General features: G+C 36.7%; 21 protein-coding genes and 1 pseudogene. 2 read left to right on the top strand and 20 right to left on the bottom strand.

From position 1 onward, the window contains the following. Positions 1-258: 258 nt before the first annotated feature. The 17 genes from ACE198_RS01200 to ACE198_RS01120 form a co-directional block, all read right to left on the bottom strand. Positions 259-1098, bottom strand: coding sequence for a sugar phosphate isomerase/epimerase family protein (locus tag ACE198_RS01200; RefSeq protein ID WP_375374406.1), 840 nt, complete (start codon positions 1096-1098; stop codon positions 259-261). A gap of 83 nt (positions 1099-1181) precedes the next feature. Further along, a complete protein-coding gene (locus ACE198_RS01195; protein WP_375374405.1) occupies positions 1182-2600 on the bottom strand; it encodes a sugar porter family MFS transporter in 1419 nt (472 codons plus the stop codon). A gap of 271 nt (positions 2601-2871) precedes the next feature. Next, positions 2872-3906, bottom strand: coding sequence for an inositol 2-dehydrogenase (iolG, locus tag ACE198_RS01190; protein WP_375374404.1), 1035 nt, complete (start codon positions 3904-3906; stop codon positions 2872-2874). A gap of 106 nt (positions 3907-4012) precedes the next feature. Beyond that, positions 4013-4834: a 5-deoxy-glucuronate isomerase gene (gene iolB, locus ACE198_RS01185; RefSeq protein ID WP_375374403.1), complete on the bottom strand. Its 822-nt coding sequence runs from the start codon at positions 4832-4834 to the stop codon at positions 4013-4015. Between the two features lie 34 nt (positions 4835-4868). Continuing rightward, positions 4869-6734, bottom strand: coding sequence for a 3D-(3,5/4)-trihydroxycyclohexane-1,2-dione acylhydrolase (decyclizing) (gene iolD / locus ACE198_RS01180; RefSeq protein WP_375374402.1), 1866 nt, complete (start codon positions 6732-6734; stop codon positions 4869-4871). Between the two features lie 46 nt (positions 6735-6780). Then, the gene (gene iolG, locus ACE198_RS01175) at positions 6781-7785 is read right to left on the bottom strand and encodes an inositol 2-dehydrogenase (protein WP_375374401.1); all 1005 of its coding nucleotides are present in this window, start codon (positions 7783-7785) and stop codon (positions 6781-6783) included. A gap of 467 nt (positions 7786-8252) precedes the next feature. Beyond that, a complete protein-coding gene (locus ACE198_RS01170; RefSeq protein ID WP_375374400.1) occupies positions 8253-9467 on the bottom strand; it encodes an MFS transporter in 1215 nt (404 codons plus the stop codon). A gap of 264 nt (positions 9468-9731) precedes the next feature. Further along, on the bottom strand, positions 9732-10964 hold the full coding sequence (locus ACE198_RS01165) for an MFS transporter (RefSeq protein ID WP_375374399.1): 1233 nt from the start codon (positions 10962-10964) through the stop codon (positions 9732-9734). A 563-nt stretch (positions 10965-11527) separates the two neighbouring features. Further along, positions 11528-12394 carry a class II fructose-1,6-bisphosphate aldolase gene (gene fba / locus ACE198_RS01160; RefSeq protein ID WP_375374398.1) on the bottom strand — a complete coding sequence of 289 codons (867 nt, stop codon included), beginning with the start codon at positions 12392-12394 and terminating at the stop codon, positions 11528-11530. A 93-nt stretch (positions 12395-12487) separates the two neighbouring features. After that, positions 12488-14398: a 3D-(3,5/4)-trihydroxycyclohexane-1,2-dione acylhydrolase (decyclizing) gene (iolD, locus tag ACE198_RS01155; RefSeq protein WP_375374397.1), complete on the bottom strand. Its 1911-nt coding sequence runs from the start codon at positions 14396-14398 to the stop codon at positions 12488-12490. A 14-nt stretch (positions 14399-14412) separates the two neighbouring features. Continuing rightward, positions 14413-15411, bottom strand: a complete 999-nt coding sequence (gene iolC / locus ACE198_RS01150; RefSeq protein ID WP_375374396.1) for a 5-dehydro-2-deoxygluconokinase — start codon at positions 15409-15411, stop codon at positions 14413-14415. Between the two features lie 16 nt (positions 15412-15427). Then, positions 15428-16246, bottom strand: a complete 819-nt coding sequence (gene iolB, locus ACE198_RS01145; protein ID WP_375374395.1) for a 5-deoxy-glucuronate isomerase — start codon at positions 16244-16246, stop codon at positions 15428-15430. Positions 16247-16327: 81 nt separating this feature from the next. After that, positions 16328-17803 carry a CoA-acylating methylmalonate-semialdehyde dehydrogenase gene (locus ACE198_RS01140; RefSeq protein WP_375374394.1) on the bottom strand — a complete coding sequence of 492 codons (1476 nt, stop codon included), beginning with the start codon at positions 17801-17803 and terminating at the stop codon, positions 16328-16330. Positions 17804-18026: 223 nt separating this feature from the next. Continuing rightward, positions 18027-18416, bottom strand: coding sequence for a tautomerase family protein (locus ACE198_RS01135; RefSeq protein WP_375374393.1), 390 nt, complete (start codon positions 18414-18416; stop codon positions 18027-18029). Positions 18417-18705: 289 nt separating this feature from the next. Further along, complete coding sequence (locus ACE198_RS01130; RefSeq protein ID WP_251460865.1) at positions 18706-19569, bottom strand: sugar phosphate isomerase/epimerase family protein; 864 nt, start codon at positions 19567-19569, stop codon at positions 18706-18708. Positions 19570-19934: 365 nt separating this feature from the next. Next, complete coding sequence (locus ACE198_RS01125) at positions 19935-20690, bottom strand: DeoR/GlpR family DNA-binding transcription regulator (RefSeq protein WP_375374392.1); 756 nt, start codon at positions 20688-20690, stop codon at positions 19935-19937. A 127-nt stretch (positions 20691-20817) separates the two neighbouring features. Next, positions 20818-21573 carry a DeoR/GlpR family DNA-binding transcription regulator gene (locus ACE198_RS01120; protein WP_375374391.1) on the bottom strand — a complete coding sequence of 252 codons (756 nt, stop codon included), beginning with the start codon at positions 21571-21573 and terminating at the stop codon, positions 20818-20820. Positions 21574-22031: 458 nt separating this feature from the next. Here ACE198_RS01120 and ACE198_RS01115 point away from each other — a divergent pair, with 458 nt between their 5' ends. Beyond that, entirely contained in the window at positions 22032-23039 is a 1008-nt protein-coding gene (locus tag ACE198_RS01115) for a DUF3231 family protein (RefSeq protein WP_375374390.1), read from the top strand. Between the two features lie 56 nt (positions 23040-23095). On the opposite strand, the gene ACE198_RS01110 is transcribed toward ACE198_RS01115, so the two are convergent. Continuing rightward, positions 23096-23740 (bottom strand): TerC family protein, encoded by a 645-nt coding sequence (locus ACE198_RS01110; RefSeq protein WP_251460855.1) that lies wholly within the window; start codon positions 23738-23740, stop codon positions 23096-23098. A 100-nt stretch (positions 23741-23840) separates the two neighbouring features. Then, positions 23841-24404, bottom strand: a complete 564-nt coding sequence (locus tag ACE198_RS01105; protein ID WP_375374389.1) for a CBO0543 family protein — start codon at positions 24402-24404, stop codon at positions 23841-23843. Between the two features lie 336 nt (positions 24405-24740). Between ACE198_RS01105 and ACE198_RS01100 the strand changes: the two are divergent. Next, positions 24741-24884 (top strand): annotated as a pseudogene (locus tag ACE198_RS01100) (IS3 family transposase); the annotation flags it as partial. A gap of 32 nt (positions 24885-24916) precedes the next feature. Here the strand turns inward: ACE198_RS01100 and ACE198_RS01095 are convergent. Then, positions 24917-25909, bottom strand: a complete 993-nt coding sequence (locus ACE198_RS01095; protein ID WP_375374388.1) for an ABC transporter substrate-binding protein — start codon at positions 25907-25909, stop codon at positions 24917-24919. Between the last annotated feature and the right edge of the window lie 68 nt (positions 25910-25977).

Here is a 25977-nt window from a genome sequence, read left to right as displayed (position 1 = left end):
AGTTTAGTTTACTACAGCTATAGCGTTGTAAATATTGGGGCCCGAGTCAGGAGATAGATAAACCGGTTGATATACTTCGGGCACGAGTATTGCTTTCTAATTCGAGGGAAGGCAATCTCCCCTCTCAGTTAATTGGTGAAATGATGTTCTTTTCTTAAACCCATTTTATATGCGGATTAATATTATGTTTTAAGGAGGGGGCTTATCCTAAATCTTGTTGTAGATCGTCATTCTCTTGTTAAATGGTTCAAAGAAAATTTAACAAACAGGAATACTATAGTGTTTTCCAACAACTCTAGCAGTTTTTTCTTTACTTACCTTTATGAATTCTTCTACATCCCATTCGTAATATTCTTTTCTAAACAGCTCAACAGACACTGCACCATCATAACCAATTTCCTTTAATGTTTGGAGTATCAGGTCTAGGTCAATTGCTCCATCACCAGGGAATAAACGATGTATATTCTCTTTTAAATATCCACGCGGGAAATCATCGGCATCATCAATGTGTATAACAAAAATCTTGTTTGGATCATAATTTTTAAGGTCTTCAATGTTTGAACCAAGTGAATGAAAATGGAAAATATCTAACACCATTCCAACACTATCTCGGTTTACTTCTTTTATAATCGCATCACATTGATCAAATGTATTGACACAGCAATCTGGATGCCCTACAAATTCAAAAGCTAACCGCATATTAGCTTGTTCTGCATAATCTGCTAAATCATTTAACACTCGTACTGATTCATTTTTAATTTCTTCAATTGTATAATCACCTACATTAAACGAAGGAACGACAACAATAGTATCGCAACCGATTTTATTGCCGACTTCACAAAGAAATGTTAAATTTTCTTTTATTTGGCTATATTCCTTTTCATTACAGAAAGTCACAAATTCAAGTGAATTTAATGCAAGTGGTTTTAGGTTATGACTTTGGAAGTAGGCTGCAAGATCATCGATTGAATGTTCTTCCAAATAGTCTTTTATAAAATTTAAACGTAATTCAATTGCATCATATCCATGCTTTTCACAAAGTTGTAAATCTTTTTCTAGACTTGATTGTCTAAGTGTCTGGTTGAATGATAATTTCATATTTTTATTTCTCCTTTATATTATGTTTCTCAGAAGTAATTAAATTGTTCATAAAAATTATTATATATATCTATAATAATTTTTTATACAGCTTTACTATTACTTGATACTTTGTTGTCATCACTATCATTATTAGTACGGAAGTAATGTTCTAACTGCTCAAGTGTAAGCCCTTGTGTTTCTGGTAAGAATTTTTTTACGAATGTAATTGCAGCGAGGCCTAGGGCAACAAAGATGAAAAATGTTGAGGACAAACCAATCTTGTCAAGCATTATTGGGAATGTCAATCCTACAAAGAAATTCACAACCCAGGAGCCAAACACACTAATACCCATACCGATACCTCTCAAACGTAATGGGAATATCTCGGAAAGCAATAACCATGTTACGGGTGATATAGCTCCCTGCTGAAAGGCAAGAAACGTGACTGTCAGTGTAAGCACAATATATGGAAGTGCCGTGGAACCTTCAAATATAATTGGAAATATTCCTATAAGCAGAAGTGTTGTTGTCGTACCAATCAATCCACCCAACAGCAATGGTCGACGTCCCACTCTACCAAGAAGCCAGATTCCGACCAAAGTTGCTATAACTGATATTGCACCATTGGCAATATTACCGATAAGGGCTGCTTTTGTTTCAAAGCCAGCATCTCTTAGAATTTGAGTACCATAATACATAATCGAGTTTACGCCTGTAATTTGTTGGACTGCACCTATTCCAATCCCTAGAAATAGAATGCGACGTAACCATGGTACAGCTATGAAATCATTAAATATTGGTTTTTTACTCTCTGCCTCTTCATCAAAAGCTGTTTGGATCTCTCGTAATTCAGATTTAGCCTGATCCTCTTTCCGAATCTTTCTAAGAACAACTAAGGCTTCCTCATTTTTTCTTTTTGATACAAGCCAACGTGGGCTCTCAGGCATTATAAGCATACCAAGAAACAATAATATTGCTGGAAATGCTGCGATCACCAACATGTAACGCCAAACATGCGGATGGTCACCCATTGTGTTTCCAAGGATGGCATTACAGACGAAGGCTAATAGCTGTCCAGTAACAATCATTAGTTCGTTCTGTGTAACCATTCGGCCCCGGCTCTCTGCAGGCGAGATTTCTGCTAAATAGGTTAATACGGTTACTGACGCGCCTCCTACAGCAAGCCCTAATAAGAATCGAAAGATAACCATTACAGTAAGATTCGGTGCAAGGGTACATCCAAGTGTAGCAAAAAAGAACAATACTCCAAGATAAAGGATGTTTTTCCGGCGCCCATAATGATCTGATAGTCTTCCGCCAAACACCGAACCAATGGCTGCACCAATAAGAAGGGAACTTGCAACAATACCTTCAGTAAAGGAGTTGAGATGTAGGCTTTCAGACATATATGGTAAGGCACCGTTAATTACACCAGTATCGTATCCAAAAAGAAGACCCCCAAAAGTTGAAATTACAATAATGGTACGCAAAAATGAATTTGGATTTACCTGTTTATTCATATCGGTTTCTCCTATTTTCTTTATAAATTAAACGCTTTCAATTATAACCTCTTAACTATTTTAAATCACCCATACTATAGTGATCGGTAGATGATTTTTAATTCTAGTTTCCTACTATCTTCATTATACTTTATAATTTAGTTTATAAAATATTTATAATATTCCGTATTTTATTTTCAAAGAAAGTCCTTACCCACCTAACTATCCTTAGTCTTCCTTATGGAGTCTTGTTAGTTTTAATGGGTAAAGAACTTTCATTGGCTGTTTAATTTTAATTTTGTAATGTGAGGAATTTACTGTTTAATTCAATTGTCTTTCCAGTTTTAAAAGATTTAGTCGCCGCGGCTGCAATTTCCAATGCTGCCTTTCCATCAATTTCTGTACAAATCGGTTTAACACCTTTTCGCAAACTATCAATAAAATGAACCATTTCTAGTAAATATGCATCTTTAAATCGGGTTGGGAAATCAGGAATTAAATCATGTTGACTTCCTTTAGAAGTTAATACTTTCACATCATTATATCTCATCGAACCAATTTGAATGGAACCTTCTGTGCCAACCACTTCTCCCCGAATATCATAAGCATAAGGAGCAATTCTCATCGTTTCAATATCTCCGGCTGCACCTGAATCAAAAGTGAAGTATGTCATGGCTTGATCCACATCATTGTATTTTTCCATAAATTTATTGGATTCCATTAAAATATTGCCGGTAGATGTTATAGACACTATCTCTTGCCCCATTAAATAACGAGCAATATCATAATCGTGAATCGCTACATCTAAAAAGATTCCGCCACTATGCTTAATGAATTCTTCCGGTGGAACGTTACCGTCACGGCTTACACCTTTAAAATAAATTGGCTTCCCGATATCACCAGCTTCAATTCTCTTTTTAGCTTCAGCATAAGCTGGGTCAAATCGTCTCATAAATCCAACTTGGCAAGAAACATTATTTTCATTAATAGCTTTGATTACTTCATCAGCTTCATCTAATGTATGTGTTAATGGCTTTTCTACAAAAATTTGTTTACCATTCTTTGCAGCACGTGTAATCATATCTGCATGAGTACTCGTTGGTGTTACAATGACTACTGCATCAATTGTATCGTCTTCAAAAATATCATTAGGATTTTGTGACCATTTTTCAACTCCTAATTCTCTTGCTACTTGTTCCGCTCTTCCCTCAAGAGGATCAACAACGCTTACTAATTGAGCTCCTTTAATTTTGGAAACAAGATTTTCTGCATGCCAATAACCTAATCTTCCTAACCCTAATACCGCTGTACGAATTGCCTCTTTCATTTTATTCATCCTCTCTATTCAATAAAGGTTCAAAGTTTGTTTATCCATTAGGAAATTCATAACGTTGTTTTTCTACGGCTATGAATTTCCTTTATTCTGTAAAATATTATTTCATTAACCACGCATGATCTTTATCATTCGTAAACTTCCATGTCCGAACAGGACCCGCCATCACATTTAAATAATATAATTCATATCCAGGAGGTGCTGAAACTGGATGATACCCTTTCGGAATAAGTACTAGTTCGCTATCCTTTACAACGATAGTTTCGTTTAACGAGTTATCATCTGTATAAACCCGTTGTAGAGCAAAACCTCCCTCAACAGGATTCATTTTATGATAATAGGTTTCCTCTAGGTATCCTTCTTGAGGTAAATTATCCTCATCGTGTTTATGCGGTGGGTAGCTTGACCAGTTTCCAGCTGGTGTAAACACTTCAATCACAAATAGGCTATCTGCTAGATCTGATTCTGATAAAATAGTTTGGACTTCACGTTCCATACTGCCTGATCCCCGTTTTGACACGTCTACATCTTCTGGAGCAATCAGTCTAGCTCCATATGTTCCCTTTCCAGGTGCTTTACATACAGCAATTTCAAGCTCTGTTAATGCTTCTACCTTATATTGATCGTCGTTTGGAATATATACGGAATATGCAGGAGTTTTTTCGAATACGCTCATTCTTTTTCCGATATTTTCCCAAGATTTAAGTTTTGTTTGAACATTCGCACGGCCAGAAACTAATACAATAACTGTTTCTTGGTCCAATGTTTTATTTTCTAAAGTTTGACCTTCTTTTAGCTTATAAACTTCGAATCCAACATATTTCCAACCTGCAGATTCAGGTGTTACGGATATCACTTTACCGTTTTTATCACCCTTTTGTTCTGGTGTAACAAGTAGATTACTTGCAAGTAGATTACTCATTTTATTTATCTCCTTTAACTAGTTACTTAATATTTTAATATTTTCTAGCTTCAGCAATTTTTCTTTCCATATTATCGTGAGCTTTTCTAACTTTTTCACTTGTTGACACTTCCGCTACACCAAGACGCCACCATGATTCATATCCAGTTGTACAAGTACCAGGTAATACTTTTATATCAATTAATGTTGAAACGGATTCCTTCTTAGCTTGTTCCAATGCCGCTCTTAATTCTTCTGCTGTATGAACTGTATATCCCTTGGCACCAAGGCTTCGAGCGTTTGCTGCAAAATCGATTGGCATATAATCCCCTGTCAAACGGTTGTCCTCTTTAGAACGATAACGGAACTCGTTTCCAAACCCGTCACTTCCTTGTCCTCTTTGCAGATTATGAATACATTGGAATCCATGGTTATCAAATAAAAGAATATTAATCTTCTTATTTTCTTGAAGACTTGTTACTAGTTCTGAATGGAGCATTAAATAACTCCCATCCCCCACAATGGCATATACTTCCTGATTTTCCTCTGCCAACTTAATTCCTAAAGCACCAGCTACCTCATAACCCATACAAGAGAATCCATATTCCATATGATACGTCTTTGGATTTGAATTTCTCCATAAACGGTGTAGATCTCCTGGCAAACTTCCGGCTGCGGCAATAATAACATCTTTGTCATCGATAGTTTTATTGATTTCGCCTAAAACCTGAGTTTGTGAAAGTCCTTCTTCTCTTTGATCAGCAAAGTATTTATCTACTTCTGCAGTCCAATTTTCTTTCAATGATTGAAGATAACTCTCTTCATAAGATGTTTTATATCCTTGTTTTTTTAATTCTTCTGTTAAGATTTCCAGTCCTACCTTTGCATCTGATACGAATGATAGTCCATCTAATTTTAGTGCATCAGAAGAACTAACATTAATACCTAAAAACTCTACATCTGGGTTTTGAAATGCTGATTTAGATGATGTGGAGAAATCAGTTAATCTAGTTCCTACCCCAATAACTAAATCAGCCTCTTTTGCTAAGATGTTTGAAGCTAATGATCCCGTCGAGCCAATACTGCCCATATTTAGAGAATAATCCCACGCAAGAGCGCTTTTCCCGGCTTGGGTTTCTCCAACAGGAATTTGAAAAGCTTCGGAGAACGTTTTCAATTGGTCTGTTGCAAATGAATAATGGACTCCTCCACCCGCAATAATTACGGGGTTTTTCTTTCTAGAGATTAACTCGACAGCACGTTGAACTGCTTTTGGTGCAGGATTTCTTCTCTCAATATAATGAATTCTCTTTTTAAAGAATTCAGCAGGATAATCGTATGCTTCACTTTGTACATCTTGTGGTAAAGCTAGTGTAACTGCACCCGTATCTACTGGATCTGTTAATACACGCATTGCATTTAATGCTGCAGTCATTAGCTGTTCGGGCCTTTGAATCCGATCCCAATATTTACTTACTGGTTTAAATGCATCACTTGCAGCAATCGTGTAATCTGTAGGATCTTCGATTTGTTGTAAAACAGGATCTGGCTGACGATTAGCAAAGTTATCGCCTGGTAATAACAAAACTGGAATTCGATTTACTGTTGCAGTACCTGCAGCAGGAACCATATTTAAAGCACCAGGTCCAATTGATGTAGTACAAGCAAAAATTTCAAGTCTGTTTTTTTGCTTTGCATAAGCTGCCGCTGTATGTACCATCCCTTGTTCATTTTTCCCTTGAATATAAGTTAATCCCCCGGTATGAGTTTCTAAAGCTTCACCCATCCCTGTCACATTTCCATGACCAAAAATTCCAAAGACACCCTGGATAAATTTCCTTTCCTCACCATCGAATTCAATGTATTGATTATCTAAGAATTTTAATAGCGCCTGTGCCATTGTTAAACGAATTGTTTCCATTCGATTTCCCTCCAATTTACATTACTAGCATTATCTTTTTAATAGTTTATTTAAGAATTACAATTTCTTTTGTTTCAAAAGACTTAGTAGCAGCAGCAGCAATTTCTAATGCAATTTTTCCATCTATCTCTGTAACTTGTGGTCGCTCATTTCTTTGAAGACACTCTATAAAGTGAGTCAATTCATGCAAGAAAGCATCTTTGAATTTAACAGGAAAACTCGGAATATTATCATGAACGCTTCCTTTATTAGTTAAGATCTTTATGTCGTGATATTGGAGAGAGCCAATCTGAATAGATCCTTCAGTTCCAACCACTTCACCTCTGATATCATAACCGAATGTCGAATTACGACTCGCTTCGATATCGCACGCTGCTCCATTTTGGAATTTCATAAAAGTTATTGATTGATCTACATCTCCGTATTTATTCATAAATGGATGAACTAATACATTGCCAAATGTTTTAATAGAATGGACATCATCTCCAATTAAGAAACGAGCAATATCATATTCATGAATAGCTAAATCCAAGAAAATGCCTCCACTTGTCTTAATATATTCTTCTGGAGGTGAGCCTGGATCTCGACTAACTCCTTTGAAATAGATGGGTCTCCCAATATCCCCATTCATAATTCGCCGTCGTGCTTCTGCGTATGCTGGGTCAAATCTTCTCATGAACCCAACTTGGCAATAAACGTTATTCTTCTGAATTTCCTGGATAACTAGATCTGCCTCATCTAATGTTTCTGTCAAAGGTTTATCTACAAATATGTGTTTGCCACTTCTTGCTGCTTGAATAATTAATTCAGCATGTGTTTTTGTAGGGGTAACAATTACAACCGCATCAATCGTTGGATCATCAAACACTTCTTGTGGATTTGTCGTCCACTTTTTCACCCCCAACTCACGAGCCACCTTTTCGGCGCTCTCTTTTCTTGTGGCAACTACTGTTACTAATTCAGCACCTTTTATGCGTGTTGCAAGATTTTCAGCATGAAAATATCCTAACCTTCCAACTCCAAAGACAGCACATCTTATTTTTTCCTTCATAGTTCCACCTGCACCTTTAACTGTTTTATTAACCTGAATATTCGTTAACCGCTTAACCAATTGAATAAATTTTTTTGCGAATTAATTATTACGAGCTACTAAAACTCGGAATCTTTCGCTTAATTACTAAACTAGATTTCTATAAACATCTCGAATTCTCACTAGAACCTCTGACTTTTAAAGAAATACAATTAACTTAAGTTAATATTAAAGCGCTTAACTAATCAACAATCCAAATGAAACGCTTTCTTCTTGAATTATATTATAACAAAAATCAGAAAACAATAGTAAATTCCACTTTGATCTAATATTAGCTGATTACTAAACATGATTAACTTGTTTAACCATTTACTTAAGCGCTTAACATTTCTTGATTTGAGTATATTATATGAAAATTTAGAATGCAACAAAAATTTTCAGTAATCCTTTGTAAAATGAATCCTTCATTTTCATATTTGTTCCTGTAACTACTGAATAGCCTTAGTTCTATAGTCTTTTTGACAGCTATTTAGTAGTTCTACCTTATATGAGATCATTGATAACACCGTTCCTAAAAAACCTAAAAACCCAGCTAAATAAAAAGCACTTTCTAATCCGAATATTTGAGTTAACTTACCTGCAATCAAAGGACCTAAGAAAATTCCAATCCCATAAAAGGACTGAAAAAACCCCATTGCTGTAGCATACCTATTCTTTGGTATTTCCTGAATTGCAATACCCATTAATAGTGGAATTAACAATCCAAGAGCAAATCCATTAAATACCTGTGTTACATAAAGCATTGGTAAATCTGTAACAATTGGAATAAGAATGGAAAACACCGCAGAAACTAAAAAACCCGCAAACAAAATATGCCATCTGTTGAAATGAGGAAGCAAATACCGACCAGTAACAATTGGTGCAAAAGCATGAGGAATCATAAAACTAAATACAAGAGTCATTAAACTCTCCTTTGATGCACCAATGTTTAGTGCTTGGCTTGTAGTAAAACCAAACATTGTAATAAAAAGGATGGAATGAGCAAGTGCCGATAGCAAAGCAACCTTTAAAATCAAAGGATTTTTCACTATTTTTTGTATCTGAATTTTTTGCTTTACTAAATCCTTTTTATCTATTTCTTTTATCCAAAATGACATGATAAAGCCAATTATGCCAATGCACGCTCCAAAGTAAAAAGGTGCTTTCCACCCCCATTTTCCTACGAAATAACCACTTAGTCCCATACTTGTTAATTGGGCTAAAACTGTTATACATTGAATATTCCCCATTGCTTTTGTTGACTCTTTCTTTTCAAAATAACTCGCATATAAAACGGTAAAAGCAACCCATGTTGAAGCCGTAACTCCTGCAATAACTCGGGAAATTAAGGCAAAAGTTAGGCTTTCGTTAAGAGCAAACCCCAAACAACTTATAACAGTTGTGGCAAGTCCTAAGATAATAAATGGCTTTCGATTCCCCCACATATCAGATAAAATACCCATTGGAAATCTTAAAATAATTTGCATGATCCCATAACTTCCTACAATTAATCCTGCCAGTGCTGCCGTTCCACCCAGATGATAAATGTAAGGTACAAAAACGGGCACATAAATATACATTGAAAACCAATAAATGAACGTTACGACAATGAAAAAAAGATGAAAGTATATAGGAATCTTTGATTTGTACTGCGTAATCTTCATAATTCTCCCCCTTTTTAATTAAGCGCTTAACAAAAGAGTATAAGTATTGGTGCGCACCAATACTTAATAACATAACAAAATGATGAAATATGTCAATTACTTTATCATATATTCTATTTACCTGAGAACTAGTATTCAAAACTTAAAAATGCTTTGAAAGAGTGATCCACTTAAAAAGTAAAAAGTTCCCCTTTATAAATATAAAGGGGAAGCTCTTTTACTCAAAAAAAAACCGAACTTTTTAATACTACATAGAGAATAACACTAAACACCCTCATTTCTTTTTTCTTTAAAACGTTTCAAAATAATTGGTAAAGAATCTGCATGATTTCTACTCCAACTGATAATTAGGAACGTAGCCACTAGTCCAAGTATCCCCACAAAATAAAAACCCGCTTTAATTCCCATCATCGAATTAAAGATCCCCGCAAAAAATGGTCCTGCAAAGATACCTACAGCATAAATCGCCTGGTAGGCACCCATAGCGGTCGCTCTTTTTTCGGGTGCAATTTTTTCAATGGCCAATCCCAACAGCAACGGGAAAATTAAGCCCAGTGAAAATCCGCTAAAAATCTGTACGGTCATTAATAATCCTTTACTCTGAACGAACGGAATCAGTAACGTAAAAACAGAGGCAAGGAAAAAGGCCGTTTTTAGGGCATTCCATTCACCCAAAAGTGGAACCAATACTCTACCCATAAAAAGAGTCGCAATGGCGTGAGGAATCATAAACGCAAACACGAGCCAAGTTAGCTCACTTTTCGTAAAGCCAATATGGAGAGCATAGTTGGATGTAAAGCCAAACATCGTTGAAAAAATAATACTATGTGCCAAAATCGATAAAAGAGCCACCTTCAACAATGATCGTTCTTTTATAACAGCCGCTAATTCCTTCACCTTTAGCGGCTCTCTCTCTATCCCTTCCTTTGATTCAAAAATAAACAGGGACAGGATTACACCGAGAATGCTGAAAGATACAGCCAACCAAAATGGAGCTTTCCAACCCCATTCACTTACGATTGAACCACTGAAACTCATCCCTAAAAACTGGGCAAGTACGACAATAAATGAAATACTCCCCATTGCCCGATGGACTTCATGATCAGCAAAATAACTTGGATATAAGACTGTAAAGGCAACCCACGTAGCTGCTGAAATTCCTGCAAGTGCACGGGCTGCAAGAGCCCAACCTAAACTATCTGTTAGTAAAAAGATGCCACAACTTAACATGCTGACCAACATGCCAAAAATGATACATGGTTTCCTAACTTTTTTTACATCAGAAAAGATGCCAATTGGGAGTCTGCATAAAAGCTGCATAACCCCGTAGCTGCTCAATACAATCCCAATAAATGTATACTTTCCGCCCAACGCTTCCATATAGGGTGAAAAAATAGGAACATAGAGAAATTGCGGAAACCACAATAGAAACGAAACAACAATAAAAAGATATTTGTTTCTATTTGATCGTAATGTACTCAGGCATACCACCTCCATTTTAATCATTCTTAAGAAAAAAACCGGGCAAAGATCGTAACGGCACGGTTTCCTATTGAAAAACTTTAATTTACATCGTATTTTGCAGTGCTATCTGTTTAGGTGCAAGAAAGCAAGGATGGTTATTAAGTGATTATTCATTCTTTTTTCTAATTCAAAGAAAAGAACACCCCATTGTATAAATAGAACCTATTGTGAACCGTAAACTGAGAAAATGATTTACCATTGTCTCCAAAAGATTTTATTGACGACTGAAAGCTATGAAAATGATTCAACTGGGTAGCCAATAGACCCTATTGACGACCGAAAGCTATCAAATTGATCCTTCTGGGTAGCCAATAGTCCTATTGACGACCGAAAGCTTTCAAATTGATCCTTCTGGGTAGCCAATAGACACTATTTTCATCTGAAAGCTATGAAAAAATTCAAATTCCAGTATTTTTTCTATAGGAATGGCTATATCCCAATAAAAAATGACTATCAAATTAGCATACATTTTGATAGTCATTTATTATTATTTGTGATAGCTAACCGAACCCGTTACAAGCATCGCCCGGTTGATTTTATGCTTTATTGCTTGATCTAAACTCTCTAATCTTCTCTTTGACTGTTTCTTTCACAGCTTCCTTACCTGGTGTAAGGATTGCCCGGGCGTCATACACTTCTTTATCGTTCTCTAGTACATTTCGGACAGCTTTCGTCCACGCCTGCAAGCATTCTGTATTCACATTAATTTTGGCATGCCCTAGTTCAATTGCTTGATGGATTTGGTGTAATGGGATGCCTGAACCGCCATGTAATACAAGTGGCACATTGGTTAATTCTGAAATCTCTTTCATTTCAGCGAACCCTAATTGTGGTTCTCCTTGGTAGGGGCCATGTACAGAGCCAAGGGCCGCTGCCAATGCATCTATTTCTGTTTCTTGAACAAGCCGTAAACATTCCTGTGAATTCGCGTAATTAATGCCGCCGATGAGACCATCTTCGTTACCGCCCACAGTCCCGACCTCAGCTTCAACTGTCACACCGTGAAGTCGGGCATAATCCGTCACTTGCTTTGTCATGGCAATGTTTTCTTCAATGGAATAGTGCGAACCGTCAATCATAACGGAAGTATATCCAGCATCAATGGCTTCCTTACATCTTTCCACACTTTTTCCATGATCAAGATGCAGGGCAACTGGTACCGTAATCTTCTTTTCCTCTACAATTCTATTTACCATCGTAGCAATCGTCTTAAATCCGCCCAAATAATCTACTAATCTATCGGATGAGGCCACAATGATAGGCGACCGTTCCTCCTCAGCCGCCTCTAGCATTGCTTCTGCCCATTGAAAGCTGTTGATATTAAATTGCCCTACTGCATATTTTTCTTGTTTCGCTTTCTCAAGCATTTCTTTCATCGGAACTAATCTTGATGTTGCGATCATTTCCATCCCACCTCTCTAATCTGAATTTTCAAACTAATTAAGCCAGATCAAATTCATGTGAATTTGATCCAACCTCATGTTGTTTTTAGCTTATTAGTATTGTTTTGCAGTTTCTAATTTTTGCTTTCTTAACTCAAATGCCTTTTGAATGCTTTCTTTATCAGATACTTCTGCCACACCGACATTCCACCAGCTCTCATAGCCGTCAGTCATTGTTTTAGGAAGAACTTTAATATCGATTAGAGTTGAGCCTTCCTGTTTCTTCGCATCTTCTAAAGCTGCTTTCAATTCCTCGACTGTATTGACGCGGTAGGTTTTTGCACCATATCCTTCCGCCACTTTTGCATAATCAATATTTAAGATTTTATTATCATGGGTTCTAAATTCACAGAAGTAACTGCCACTGCCATGATCCATTTGTAAATTGTTGATACATCCAAAGCCTGAATTATCAAAGAGGACAATATTGATTTTTTGTCCATATTGAATTGAAGTAATGAATTCAGAATGCAATAATAGGAAGCTTCCATCCCCTACTAGTGAATATACCTCTTTCGTAGGCTCTGCTAATTTTACCCCTAATGCACCGGAAACCTCATACCCCATGCATGAGTAGCCGTACTCAACATTGTACGTATTTGGTTCAGACGTATTCCAAATCCGCTGTACGTCCCCTGGAAGGGACCCGGCTGCAGTGATGATCACACTATCAGGTGAAATGGTCTCATTCACAGCTAGTAATGCGGTCGTCTGAGCCAGCTCTGTGTTAAGTGCGTCCGCATATTCATTTAGTACTTCTTGTGAAAAATGATTTTTAACTTCCGGAAGGAAATTTTCACGTTGGAATGTTACTTGACTCAAACGGTCACGTTCGGTATTCCATTCCGCTTTCAAATCAGCAATTTCACTGCCAAAATCACTTTCATATCCTTCTAATAATGGAGCCAATTGCTCTAATGTTGTTTTTGCATCTGCGACAACTTGGAAGGCATCCATTTTATATGCTTGCAGACGGCTGACATTGATGTTTAAAAACTTGGTTTGGTCAAAGTCAAAGGCCGTTTTGGAAGAAGTCGCAAAATCGGTATATCGTGTTCCAATTCCAATAAATAAATCGGCTTGACGTGCTGCTTTATTGGCTGCAAGTGTACCGGTAATACCCATTCCACCTAAATTATTTTTAAAATCGGACTCTACCGTTGCTTTACCCGCCTGTGTTTCTACTAATGGGATATTATGTTTTTCTGAAAGCGAAATTAAAATATCACGTGCTTGGGAGTATTTTGCGCCACCGCCCACTAAAATGACCGGTTTTTTACTTGCGCGGATCAGTTCAGCAGCTCCCTTAAGTTCGCGCTCTACCGATGGTTTACGATCAACATAATGGACGCGTTTTTCAAAGAATTTTTCATCATAGTCATACGCTTCCCCTTCGACATCCTGCGCAATACAAATCGTTGCCGGGCCTGCTTTTCCTGGGTCGGTCATCACTTCGAAGGCACGAAGCAAGCTTGGCATTAACTGTTCTGGGCGTGTAATCCGGTCCCAATATCTAGAGACCGGCTTTAAGGCATCATTTGTCGTGACAGCTAAGCTATATTCTTGTTCTACTTGTTGTAAAACAGGATCAGGCTGTCTGGTTGCAAAGGTATCACCCGGGATAAACAAAACAGGAATATTATTTGCCAAGGCAGTCCCAGCCGCTGCCGCCAAGTTGGCTGAACCTGGTCCAACAGATGTCGTGACTGCATAGATCTTTTGACGAAGCATTTGTTTACTGTAGGCAATCGCGGCATGCGCCATCCCTTGTTCGTTTTTCCCTTGAATCACTTTTAAATGTCCTGAGTATTGCTCAAGTGCCTGCCCAATCCCCAAAACATTCCCATGTCCAAATACATTAAAGATTCCTTCAACAAATAAAGATTCTTTACCATCCACATGGATATGTTGCTGATTTAAAAATTTAATTAAAGCTTGTGCCGTTGTTAATCTAATTTTCCCCATGGCTATTTTCACCTCTAGCTTAATTGTTCTGCTTTTTCCGTTCTTTCTTCAATCAATTGTTCAATTTCTGCAACGGTTGGCATTGCTTCTGAAGAACTATGTTTACTTACTACAATTGCTGCAGAGGCACTGCCGAATTTAAGAGCGGTTTCAATATCCTTGCCTGTGATTAAAGCGTATAAGAAGGCAGATGCGTAAGAATCGCCTGCGCCAAACGTTTTTAATACTTTTGTTAAGTAAGCGCGGCCTCTAAATGTTTCTCCTGACTTTGTATAGGCATAGGAACCTTCTACACCATGTTTGATCACAACTAATTCTGGAGAATGCTTAAACAACTGTTCAATCGTTGCTGCGTTGCTGCCTTCAGTCACATTTTCCATGACATCAAATTCATCGCGTGTACCAACAACAACATCTGCCTGCTGTGCCACTAATGTATAATAAACGGATGTTTCTTCAAGAGATGTCCATGTATATCCGCGATAGTCTAATTCGAATATTACTTTTACATCATTTTTCTTTGCTAGTTGAATCGCTTTTAACACCGCTTCACGAGAAGGGCTTTTTGCAAGAGCGGTGCCGGAAACAAGCAGAACTTTTGCTCTTTTAATATAATTTTCATCTACTTCTGAAGGCTGTAAATAAAGATCTGCGACTTCATCACGGTACATGAGAATGCTGCACTCTTCCGGACTTTTAATCTCTGTAAAAGCCAAACCTGTCTTATGACCTTCTTGATCCACCACCATGTTGGATGTATCAACACCCACTCCGCTCATATATTGCTCAATAAACCGGCCATGCTGATCATCGGCGAGTTTCCCAATGAATCCTGCTTTTAAACCTAGCTTTGATGAACCGATGGCGATATTTGCTGGTGAACCGCCTACATACTTTTTAAATGTCATCGTTTCTTCCATTGGACGATTGTATTCCACTGCGTTCAAGTCCATGCAAGCACGGCCGATGGAAATAAGATCGAACTCTCTATCAGAATGAAATTGAATTTTCATGATTAAAGCCACTCCTTTATTTTCGGTTTAGAATCCATTCATGGGCTGGTTCGTTGTAGAATTTCCAGATACGTGTTGGCCCTGCCATTACATTTAAATAATAGGACTCATAACCATCAGGTACACCAACTGGATGATAGCCTGCCGGTACTAATACGACATCGCCATTCTCAACTGCCATTGTTTCATCAAGGGAACGGTCATCTGTATAGACGCGTTGGAATACAAATCCTTGCCGCGGGTTCATTTCATGATAGTAGCTTTCTTCTAAAAAGGATTCATCCGGCAAGTTATCTTGATCATGCTTATGCGGCGGATAGCTTGACCAGTTTCCGCTTTCTGTGATTACTTCTACAACTAGCAAGCTATTTGCAGACGGGTCTGAATCAGGTAAGATGTTATGCACTAAACGCTTATTGCTGTATTTTCCTCTATTTTCAATTCCATTCTCTTCAGCCTTTATTAACTTTGTTGGGAGTTGATTGTTTGAAGGAGAGTAGCATAGAGCCACACGAGCTTGTGTAACACCCTTTACCTCAAAAGAACGATCATTGGAAACATAGACACTGTCGGTTGGTTTCTTTTCGAAAACGCTTTCCCTTGTGCCAATATTTTCAAAAACCTCTTCGCCAGCCGACACATTTATTTTTCCTGTCAAAGCAACTATGCAGCATTCTACTTTACTTAAGTCTTCTGTATACTTAGCACCCGGGGCTATATCTACTAATTTGAAACCAACATATTCTAAAGGGGAATTTTCATTAGTTACATCTTGAACGATGGTAACTCCTGGTGCCGTTTCGATTGTGTTGGGCTTTCGGAGCAATTTACTCACCTTGTAATCCTCTCCTATCTATGTAATAGCTATTATCCTGACCGTAGAGGACAGGATAATAGCATTTTATGTTGCTATCACTTATTCAAATTTTGGTGTTTTATAATTAGCCGTAACAACTTTTTTATGTGTATAGAATTCAACGCCGTCTTTTCCGTTGGCAGGTAATGTTCCATAGAAGGAAGATTTCCATCCTGAGAAAGGGAAGAAAGCGATTGGTGCTGGAACACCTAAGTTAACTCCCAGCATTCCTGCATCGATATTTTCACGGAAGTAACGAATGGACGAAGCGTTTGATGTATAGATACATGCACCATTTGCAAACTCAGATTTATTGGCTGTTTCAACAGCTTCTTTTAGATGTTTAACACGAACGATTGAAAGTACTGGTGCGAAAATTTCATCTTTCCAGATGGTCATATCGGTTGTCACATCGTCGAAAATCGTTGGCCCTACAAAATATCCTTCTTCAGGGGCATTTTCACGGCCATCACATACTAGTTTAGCACCTTCATCAATACCTGTTTGAATATATCCTAATGTACGCTGCTGATTTTGTTCGCGAATAACTGGTCCTAAGAATACACCCTCATCAAGGCCATGTCCGATCTTGACTGCTTTTGATTTCTCGACTAATTTCTCAAGAAATTCATCTGCAATTCCTTCTTCTACTGTTACAACGGCGCAAGCCATGCAACGTTCGCCAGCAGAACCAAACGCTGAAGCGATAACGTTAGTTGTGGCAAGTTCTAAATCTGCATCGTTTAATACGATGGAATGGTTTTTCGCACCTGTTAAGGCTTGAACACGTTTTAAATTTTGGCTTCCGCGCTTATAAACATATTCTCCAACTGGCTTTGAACCTACGAATGAAATAGCTTTTACTTCTGGATGGTCTAACAGTCCGTTTACTACATCATGTGCACCATGAACCACATTAAATACGCCCTTAGGAAGACCAGCTTCTTCTAATAGTTCTGCTAATCTATTAGCCAATAATGGTGTTCTTTCAGATGGTTTAAGAACAAAGGTATTTCCAACGGCAATGGCGGTTGGGAACATCCAGCATGGTACCATCATTGGGAAGTTAAATGGTGTAATTCCGCCAACAACACCGATTGGATAACGATAATTTGTGACCTCCACATCTGTTGCAATTGTTGAAAGTGAATCTCCCATCATCAGTGTAGGAGCACCTGATGCAAATTCTACATTTTCAATTCCGCGCCCTACTTCCCCAAGTGCTTCTGTAAGATTCTTACCATTTTCTATTGTAATGATTTTAGCCAATTCTTGCTTGTTTTTTTCTAATAGTTGCTGGAAGTTGAACAGGACTTTCGTACGTTTTAGAACAGGTACATTTTTCCAGCTTTCAAATGCTTTTGCTGCTACTTCTATGGCATAATCAATTTCTTCTTTTGTTGAAAGGGGAACCTGGGCAATGACTTCTTTTTTCGCAGGATCGTACACATTTTCGAATTGAGTCGCTTTACTTTCAACCCATTCACCATTTATGTAATTTTTTAGTTTCTTTACCTGTGTTAATACTTTAGACATCTTTTTTCCTCCTTAAGAAAAACTTCTTATCATTTTTTGAGTAATTTTTAATTTCGAAACGATTGAGACTCTAGTTAACTGGTAAGATACTTTTAATTATTTGTTACTTGTTGGTTATGTTTTGGTTATCTTTGATTACATCTTAATACTATAAACGCTTTCAGTCAACTATTTTTTAATATTTTTTTAGTATCGAATTAACATCATTTCGGCCCTAGGCTCCTTACAATTTACCAGTTAAAAACTGTGCTTCTCCAAATCCAAAGCTCCAGTCAGACGCCCCATTGGTAACAATAGAAACCATAATATCATTTGGGGCAATTCCACAGCTTTCACCAAGCTCTTGTACCAAGAGTTTATAAAAGGATTTCTTTTGCTTGTCACTTCTTTGGGTACTTGTTACACTCACAATGACTAAATCATGGCTCCTCTCGAATCCTAATCCAGTATCTTCAATGATTAATTCATTGACAGGATGTTGATTTATTATTTGGTAACGATCTCTTTCAGGTACGCCAAAGGCCTTTACAACGGCTCGGTGGGAAGCATCTAATAATTGTTTTAAAGCTTTATCATCCCGGCCCTGTATTAAATCAAAGCGAATTAACGGCATATTTCTCTCCCCCTATTAAAAGTAGTATTTCAACCAATTTATCAACTCACTATTAAATATTGAGTATATTTTGGTTAAGTTATGATTATATCATAGTATTTATTCAGGCTGCCGTCAATACTTATTCTTCCATTTGGATGTAAAGTTTTTGGAACTACGAGAATTCATTGACAAGCTTTAGGAATTTACTAAAAGAGATAGAATCTAAAAAAGCCTTTCCTCATCAAACACTGAGGAAAGGCTTTAATTTATGAGATTTTCCGACCCAGAAAAGAGTTTCTACACACGATTAAATATATAATCCCTCTCTAATGGATTTCAACGTAACTTCATTGGACCACTCTGGTTTATCAGGAAACGCGAATACTGAATTTGTTACAATTCCATCAAATTTCATTTCTCTTAATTTCCGATATAATGCATCGAAGTTTACTTCCCCTTGGCCAGGATTCAAATGTTGATGGATGGTTACGTTTGCATCAGGCGGATTAATGATATAACGTAATCCAAATGCCGCTTTATGATTAAGCGTATCAGCAATTAGGACATGTGCGAGTAAATCTCCTGCTTCATCTAAGTGTTTGGCTACATCACCAATACCATCATCATAAAAGAAAGCATGTGCTACTGAATATACCAACTTAATCCAATCTTTATCAAGTGCACGAATCATTTGAATTGCCTCCGTGTTCAACTCAATAAAATCATGGGGATGAGATTGTAAATTTAGTTTAATACCTTCTTGTTCAAAGATCGGCATTAACTCGTCCATTGATTTTACAAAAGCAGCTTCACTTTCGACTGGACGGCTTTTGTCACCGGCAAATTCGCTGTTCATTAAATCAACTCCTAATTCAGAAGTGATTTCAATACAACGTTTCCAATTCCTTACTGCAGCCTGGCGTACTTCTTCGTTTGGCGAAGACCATTGCTGAACAGGAAGCACGGAAGAGATTTGAACGCCGGCATCTGAACAATATCTTTTTAAATCTTTTATCAGCTGCTTATCAACCTTTGGATATTGATTAAACCAAATAAAATCTTTACGCGGAGATAACTCCACCCATTCATACCCTAATCTGGCAACTGCATCGATAGTATCTTTTAAATTTGTGTTGTCACGATAATGTGACGGATCGTAAGCTAAACGCATTCTCATTTTCCCCTTTCTTTTGTAAGCAACAACATGTCAATTATGTTTTGTATTACTATTAAAAAGTAAATACTCTTTATTACTCTTAATATGTAATGTAATTCTCTACTCATTCCAAAATATTTTTTAGCCGCATATAAATCCCAAATCGATTTCATGATTGATAACCTTCATATACCCAAAATTTTTATTATATGTTGGGTAACTCTTGGTTATCTATATGTACATATTAATACGAAACGTACCTACAATCAATATTTTTTTATTATTTTTTTATGAGAATATGTGAGAGCCATAAATATTTACAAAAAATCCCCTTCTTTCGTGGCGTTAGCCACAATTGAAGGGGATTTTGAAAGATTCCACTAGTCAGCCATAACAAGTTGTATGCCATTTTTCTTAGCATATTCTTGATAGGTTTCATTCGGAAGCGCGTCGGTAACAATATAGTCAATTTCATCAAAACCGCAATAGGTCATTAAACCATATTTATCAAATTTATCCTGGTCTACCAATAAATAGACCTCTGCACTTCTATTCACAACGATCTTTTTCAATTCACTCTCTAGGGGGGATGCGTTGGTTACACCATTTGTTAAGGAAATCCCCGTGGAAGCCATAAAGGCTTTCTTAATATTATAATCTTTTAGCAAATCCATATTTCGCGGGTTTACAAATGATTTGGTTTTACGTTCAAGCATACCACCGATTGTGATAACATTTATTTTTTCATATGGAAGTGAATCAACAATAAAATCAATGTTATTTGTAAAAACAGTCACTTGTTTGTCCTTTAAATATTCAAGCATTTCAATTGTAGTCGTGCCTGAATCAATAAAAATAAAATCCCCATCTTCCACGTAACTTGCTGCCTTTTTTGCAATTAATTCTTTCCGATCCTGGTTACGCACTTGTCTTACTTGGAAAGATTCGAGCTTACTTTGAACGACGGATACCCCGCCATAAACTTTTTTAAGTTCCCCGCGGTCCACCAATTCTTGGACATCGCGTCTTATCGTATTTTTAGATACATTAAAAACTGTAACTAATTCGTCTAATGACGCTGATTGATGCTCATTAACATATTCTTGAATCTTTTTTAAACGTTTCTCTTTAATCATATCCGTTTCACCCTAGTTTTCTGCATCATAAATTGTTATCGTCTACAATTATAACATATATATTACCAACAACTAACCAAAACCTTGGTTATATTTTTAAAAAATGTAAAGTCATTTATTGGGTTTTTTAATTGGCTATGATTAGTTGTATGGCATTATTCCTAGCGTATTCCTGATAGGAATTACTTGGGAGCTTATCGGTTACTAGATAATCGATCTCAGCTAAACTGCAATAGGTCATTAATCCATATTTATCAAACTTGTCATGGTCTACCAATAAATAAACCTCGGAACTTCTGTCAACAATTGTCTTTTTCAATTCACTTTCTAGAGGAGATGCATTCGTTACACCGTTTGCTAATGAGATACCAGTAGATGCCATAAACGCTTTCTTAATATTGTAATCTTTTAGTAAGTCCAAACTTCGTGGGTTACTAAACGAATTGGTTTTAGGATCAAGCATTCCTCCGATTGAGATGACATTCAAATGTTCAAATGGAATGGCACGAAGAATAAAATCAATACTATTCGTAAATATGGTCAGCTGTCTTTCCTTTAAAAATTCAAACAATCCGATTGTCGTGGTTCCTGAATCAATGAAAATAATATCGCCATCTTCCACATAACTTGAGGCTCTTTTCACAATTGATTCTTTTTGCCCTTTGTTACGTATCTTTCTATCTTGAAAGGATTCAAGTCTTTTACGAACGGTAGTAACCCCGCCATAAACTTTCTTCAGTTCTCCACGGTGAACTAATTCTTGAATATCTCGTCTAATGGTATTTTTAGAAACCTCAAAAACTGTAATCAGTTCGTCTAATGACACTGATTGATGTTCAATAACATATTCCTGAATTTTTTTGATACGCTTCTCTTTCATCATTTTAGTTCACCCTAGTTCTGGCTTAATAATACCCATATATCCATTTATTATATAATATAACACAAACATCACCAATACTTAACCAATACTTTATTAGTTTTTTTCAAGAAATTGATATTGGAGGATATCTTCCATTTTTAAGTACCCGATCTGATAAATAACCGGAGAAATTCCGCTTAAGTCTAAATTATCATTAAAAAAGGCTCAAATAGACGGAGAAATTCCGCCTATGTATTCGAAAAACGTGAAAATGGAAGATTTTTCTTTTCATAAGCGGAAAATCTCCGCTTATTTCCCCCGAAACAATCTCCATTCTAAATATAACCGGAAAATCTCCGCTTATTTTCGCTGGCAATTCGATTAAGGAAAAGACGTTTTAGTTTAAAAAAACTGATTTTCGAATGATTACCCACTGCCTCGGGAATAATTTATTTATATTTAAAGAAGGTGGGATCCTTTTGATTTTAACAAATCCGATAAGCTCATCAGAGGTAGGAACCCTTTGGCTTACATACCAAGAAAAAACTCTTATTATGAGAATTTTAGAATATTTCATGAAAAAAGCGGATGACGAGGAAGCCAGGAATATCTTAGGTGGCTTATGGCAGGAGTTAAATTACTATGTTATAGAAATTGAGAAAATATTTAGCCAGCAAGGGGTCGTTATTCCAATTGGTTTTAGAAAAGAAGATGTCAATTTAGAAGCGCCCAAATTATTTGACAATGGATTTGACGTGATGTTTATACGAGTATTAAAAGAAGTAAGCATGGGTATGTACACCATTAACATGAATATGGCATATAACGATGATGTGATAAAGATTTATGAAGGACTTACGACTGTTACCCACAAAATTTATAAGTTAGCCACCCTATATTTACTGGAAAAAGGAATCTTAGCCCTTCCACCAAAAGTGACAATGCCAAAAACAACAGAATTTATTAAGAGTAAAGAATATATGAACGGCTTTAACCCATTTAATTCTAAACGGGCATTAAACGACATTGAACTTGGTGTACTTCATCATGGAATAGAGACTAATAACATTGGAATGCAGCTTATTACAGGATTTGCTCAATGCGCGCAGAACAAAGAAGTTAGAAAATATTTTGAAAAAGGGAAAGAACTTGCAAAAAAACAAGTTAAAATATTCCAAGGCATTCTTTTGGATAATGATATACAGTTTTCGGCCCATTCAGGGGGTACAGTAACAACGTCAAACATTGCCCCATTTTCGGACAAACTAATGATGCATTGTATCGCCTTTCTAAATGGATTTTGCATCGTAGGAAATAGCTTTGGTACATTTTTTACATTAAGAAATGATATCTCCTTAAAATTAGCCCTCCTAGCCAAAGATATCTATTTTTATGGTCAAGAAGGGATTGAAATTATGATCAAGCATAAATGGTTTGAGGAACCACCTCAATCAGAAGACAGAAATCAAATCATAAATAACTCATGAAATTTTGCCAATTCAAATAAAGAGCGTTGCAAATTCTTGCATCGCCCTTTTCACTTCTATACTAGTCTTTTCCTTGCTAGTAAATACCCAAAACCAATAACAAAGACTGTAATTGCAGTAGGAATCAATAACTGTAAATCACGAGTGAGAAATGATACAAATTCGGGTTCCTCGACAATCATTTCTCCTGCAGTCCATGATAAGATTCCAGCGCCTGCATAAGAGATAATCGGGTACTTCTCCATTGCTATTAATATTAACTGGCTTCCAAAGACAACAATTGGAACACTTACAATCACACCGATCACAATACCGCCCAAATTCCCACCAACTGCCCCCGCAATAGCTAGGACATTATCAAGAGACATGACAGCATCTGCAATGATAATTGTTTTGACAGCGGAAAATAAACTTGACCCGCCCTCTTTCAGATGTTCCTCCTCCTCACCAATTAATAATTTAATGGCAATATACACGAGCAGAAGGCCGCCAATAAAGGTAACGAACGGTACGTCAAGCAGGTTAACAATGACTACTGCAAATAGTAACCGTAAAATAATCGCTCCAAAGGTTCCCCAAAAGATTGCTTTCTTTTGCTGTTTCTTTGGAACATTTCGTGACGCCATTGCAATCACAACTGCATTATCTCCACTTAATACAATATTGATTACTATAACTTTCAATAATACTGCAAATGACAAACCAAAAATCTCCAAAATATTCACCTCTGGACAAGTTTAACTTTGTCATTATATTCATTTGATATAAAGAATAGAACACCTAATGTCACAATCGAATATTTTATCTCTTATCTAATTGAGTATAGCTCTCCATCTTTGTAACTGAATAAGCGACAAAGTAAAGAGTTAAAAAAATAATAAAATCATATAAAGTGGACCAATTTTTAGGGTTATAAAAGTCGATTGCATCAAAGAAATTCATTCCTCCAAAAGCACTAATTGCAGCGAATACGACTCCTTTTAACAAGGGATTCATTTTTGGCTTTATTTGTAGAGCAAGCATGATCCCAACTGGTGCTAAAGAGAAGTGATAAGGTAAAAACAGAAAGGGGGCTAGTGGAATGATTACCATTGGATAAGACCACAACCCTAGAGATAAGGCAGCAAGATCTATTGTAAGTGACAATATAATGGTCATTAAGCCTGCTAAAAGAAGGCGTCCTGTGCTATCTTTTTTCCTAAATATAATCCAAACAATCCATGGAATAATAAATAGGGCCACTCCAAACCACCATTGCCATGTTGAGAGAAAATCTTCTTTCAATGTTTTAGCAAATAAAGAACAAACCTCAGTGAGCTGGTTGTAAGCTTTTTCTGATTGAGCGAGCCCTTCCTCAAATGCCATTCAATTACATCTCCTTAAAACATAGTTATTACATTTTTTCTTTTAAACAGTCTTTTATTCACTTAGCCTTTTAAAGAATTTTCATAACCTAAAATTAAAAAGTTCATTAAAAATAACTTATCAATTTCCATTTGTTCTCACCTCTTCCGTATTTTTTACTGACATAGAAATAGATATGCATTTCTTAAACCTTTTAAGGGAAATTGACAAAAATGAGCTAATAAAATGAGGATGGTACATTTGTATGGTTAGAGTGAACAGAAGTAGAAGGTGATTCAGGCTACAATTCACTCCTTGAAAGAATTGACACTACTAATGATTTTTATTCCGATGATTCAATCTAACAATTTTAATTGTGTGGAACACTTTAAGCAAGAACTAGAAAAGTATATAAAATACTATAATCACAAAAGAATCAAGGCAAAATTAAAAGGCATGAGCCCAGTTCAATACCGAGCTCATGCCCAACAAGCTGCCTAACGAAATATTGTGTCTAATAATAAGACCTTTTGTTATAATGTATATTTTTCTAAAGTAGATTTGGCAAACAAATCTTCTATCTTTAATTGGTTCTTGATCATTCCCTGTTCATAGGAATAGGCTACAGCCGCTTCTAAGGTTTGGCGGTTATTTTCTAATCCGTATGGCCAGAAATCCTCTCCTATTAGTTCTCTCGTATTCTCCCATTCAGAAGTGAACCATGGAAGTGTTACTTTTAATGCGGCCGTTTGCTTGAAACCCTCATATACCTTTTGTTTTGCCTGCTCAAAAGCCTTGAATAAATTTTGAGCAACCCATGGATGTTCTGCTAAAATTTCATCTTTTATCGCTACTACATGCATAATAGGAAAAATCCCGGTACGCTTGTAATATTCCTTTTCAACAGCTGGATAATCAGGAAAAAGACGCTGAACATTTGGCGACCCTTCAAGAAAACAAGACGGTGCACGTGGTGCGATAAAAGCATCTATTTCTCCAGATTCGAGCATTTGATTTAAAGTTTGGTTATCATCGATTTGCCTGATGTTAATATTCCAAGGTAGGTCAAGCTTAATCTTCTCGATTCGGCCTGCTGTTTCTTGTCCGCCAATATACCAGTTCATGTCGGCTGGATGAACTCCGTAATCATGTTGGAGTATACCACGAATCCAAAGGCAGGCGGTTAACTGATATTCTGGAATCCCAACTCGTTTTCCTTTTAGATCTTCCGGTTTTTTTATACCAGAATTCTTATTGATATAAATGCCGGAATGGCGGAAGAATCGGGACATAAAAACGGGAATCGCCGTGAAATTAGGATAACCGCGATCCTTAGCAACTAAATAAGATGATAAGGATAATTCTGCTACATCAAATTCTTGGTGACGCATCATTCTCCAAAAGGTTTCCTCAACCGGCATATTCAGCCAATTAAGATCAATTCCTTCTACTTGAACAGAACCATTAGTTAGAGCATGGATCCGATCGTAATCCCAGCAGGCAAAGCTTAATGATAGTTTAGACATACGGCAACTTCCTCTCTCAATTACTTTATAAAAAATTATATCTTTCATAATGCCTTATGGATGCATGT

The sequence above is a fragment of the Neobacillus sp. KR4-4 genome (assembly GCF_042136325.1).
Lineage (GTDB): Bacteria > Bacillota > Bacilli > Bacillales > Cytobacillaceae > Neobacillus.
The sequence above is the reverse complement of the archived record's forward strand: the minus strand, read 5'-3'. Positions and strand labels throughout refer to the sequence as shown.

Coding starts and splice junctions, on each gene's coding strand:
- ACE198_RS01170 (WP_375374400.1), bottom strand. CDS start 9,467: ATGAAGATTACGCAGTACAAATCAAAGATTCCTATATACTTTCATCTT.
- ACE198_RS01165 (WP_375374399.1), bottom strand. CDS start 10,964: ATGGAGGTGGTATGCCTGAGTACATTACGATCAAATAGAAACAAATAT.
- ACE198_RS01095 (WP_375374388.1), bottom strand. CDS start 25,909: ATGTCTAAACTATCATTAAGCTTTGCCTGCTGGGATTACGATCGGATC.
- ACE198_RS01135 (WP_375374393.1), bottom strand. CDS start 18,416: ATGCCGTTAATTCGCTTTGATTTAATACAGGGCCGGGATGATAAAGCT.
- ACE198_RS01120 (WP_375374391.1), bottom strand. CDS start 21,573: ATGATGAAAGAGAAGCGTATCAAAAAAATTCAGGAATATGTTATTGAA.
- ACE198_RS01140 (WP_375374394.1), bottom strand. CDS start 17,803: ATGTCTAAAGTATTAACACAGGTAAAGAAACTAAAAAATTACATAAAT.
- ACE198_RS01105 (WP_375374389.1), bottom strand. CDS start 24,404: ATGGCATTTGAGGAAGGGCTCGCTCAATCAGAAAAAGCTTACAACCAG.
- ACE198_RS01125 (WP_375374392.1), bottom strand. CDS start 20,690: ATGATTAAAGAGAAACGTTTAAAAAAGATTCAAGAATATGTTAATGAG.
- iolD (WP_375374397.1), bottom strand. CDS start 14,398: ATGGGGAAAATTAGATTAACAACGGCACAAGCTTTAATTAAATTTTTA.
- ACE198_RS01130 (WP_251460865.1), bottom strand. CDS start 19,569: ATGCGTTTAGCTTACGATCCGTCACATTATCGTGACAACACAAATTTA.
- ACE198_RS01195 (WP_375374405.1), bottom strand. CDS start 2,600: ATGAATAAACAGGTAAATCCAAATTCATTTTTGCGTACCATTATTGTA.
- iolC (WP_375374396.1), bottom strand. CDS start 15,411: ATGAAAATTCAATTTCATTCTGATAGAGAGTTCGATCTTATTTCCATC.
- iolG (WP_375374404.1), bottom strand. CDS start 3,906: ATGAAAGAGGCAATTCGTACAGCGGTATTAGGGTTAGGAAGATTAGGT.
- iolG (WP_375374401.1), bottom strand. CDS start 7,785: ATGAAGGAAAAAATAAGATGTGCTGTCTTTGGAGTTGGAAGGTTAGGA.
- iolD (WP_375374402.1), bottom strand. CDS start 6,734: ATGGAAACAATTCGTTTAACAATGGCACAGGCGCTATTAAAATTCTTA.
- ACE198_RS01200 (WP_375374406.1), bottom strand. CDS start 1,098: ATGAAATTATCATTCAACCAGACACTTAGACAATCAAGTCTAGAAAAA.
- iolB (WP_375374403.1), bottom strand. CDS start 4,834: ATGAGTAATCTACTTGCAAGTAATCTACTTGTTACACCAGAACAAAAG.
- fba (WP_375374398.1), bottom strand. CDS start 12,394: ATGATCGCAACATCAAGATTAGTTCCGATGAAAGAAATGCTTGAGAAA.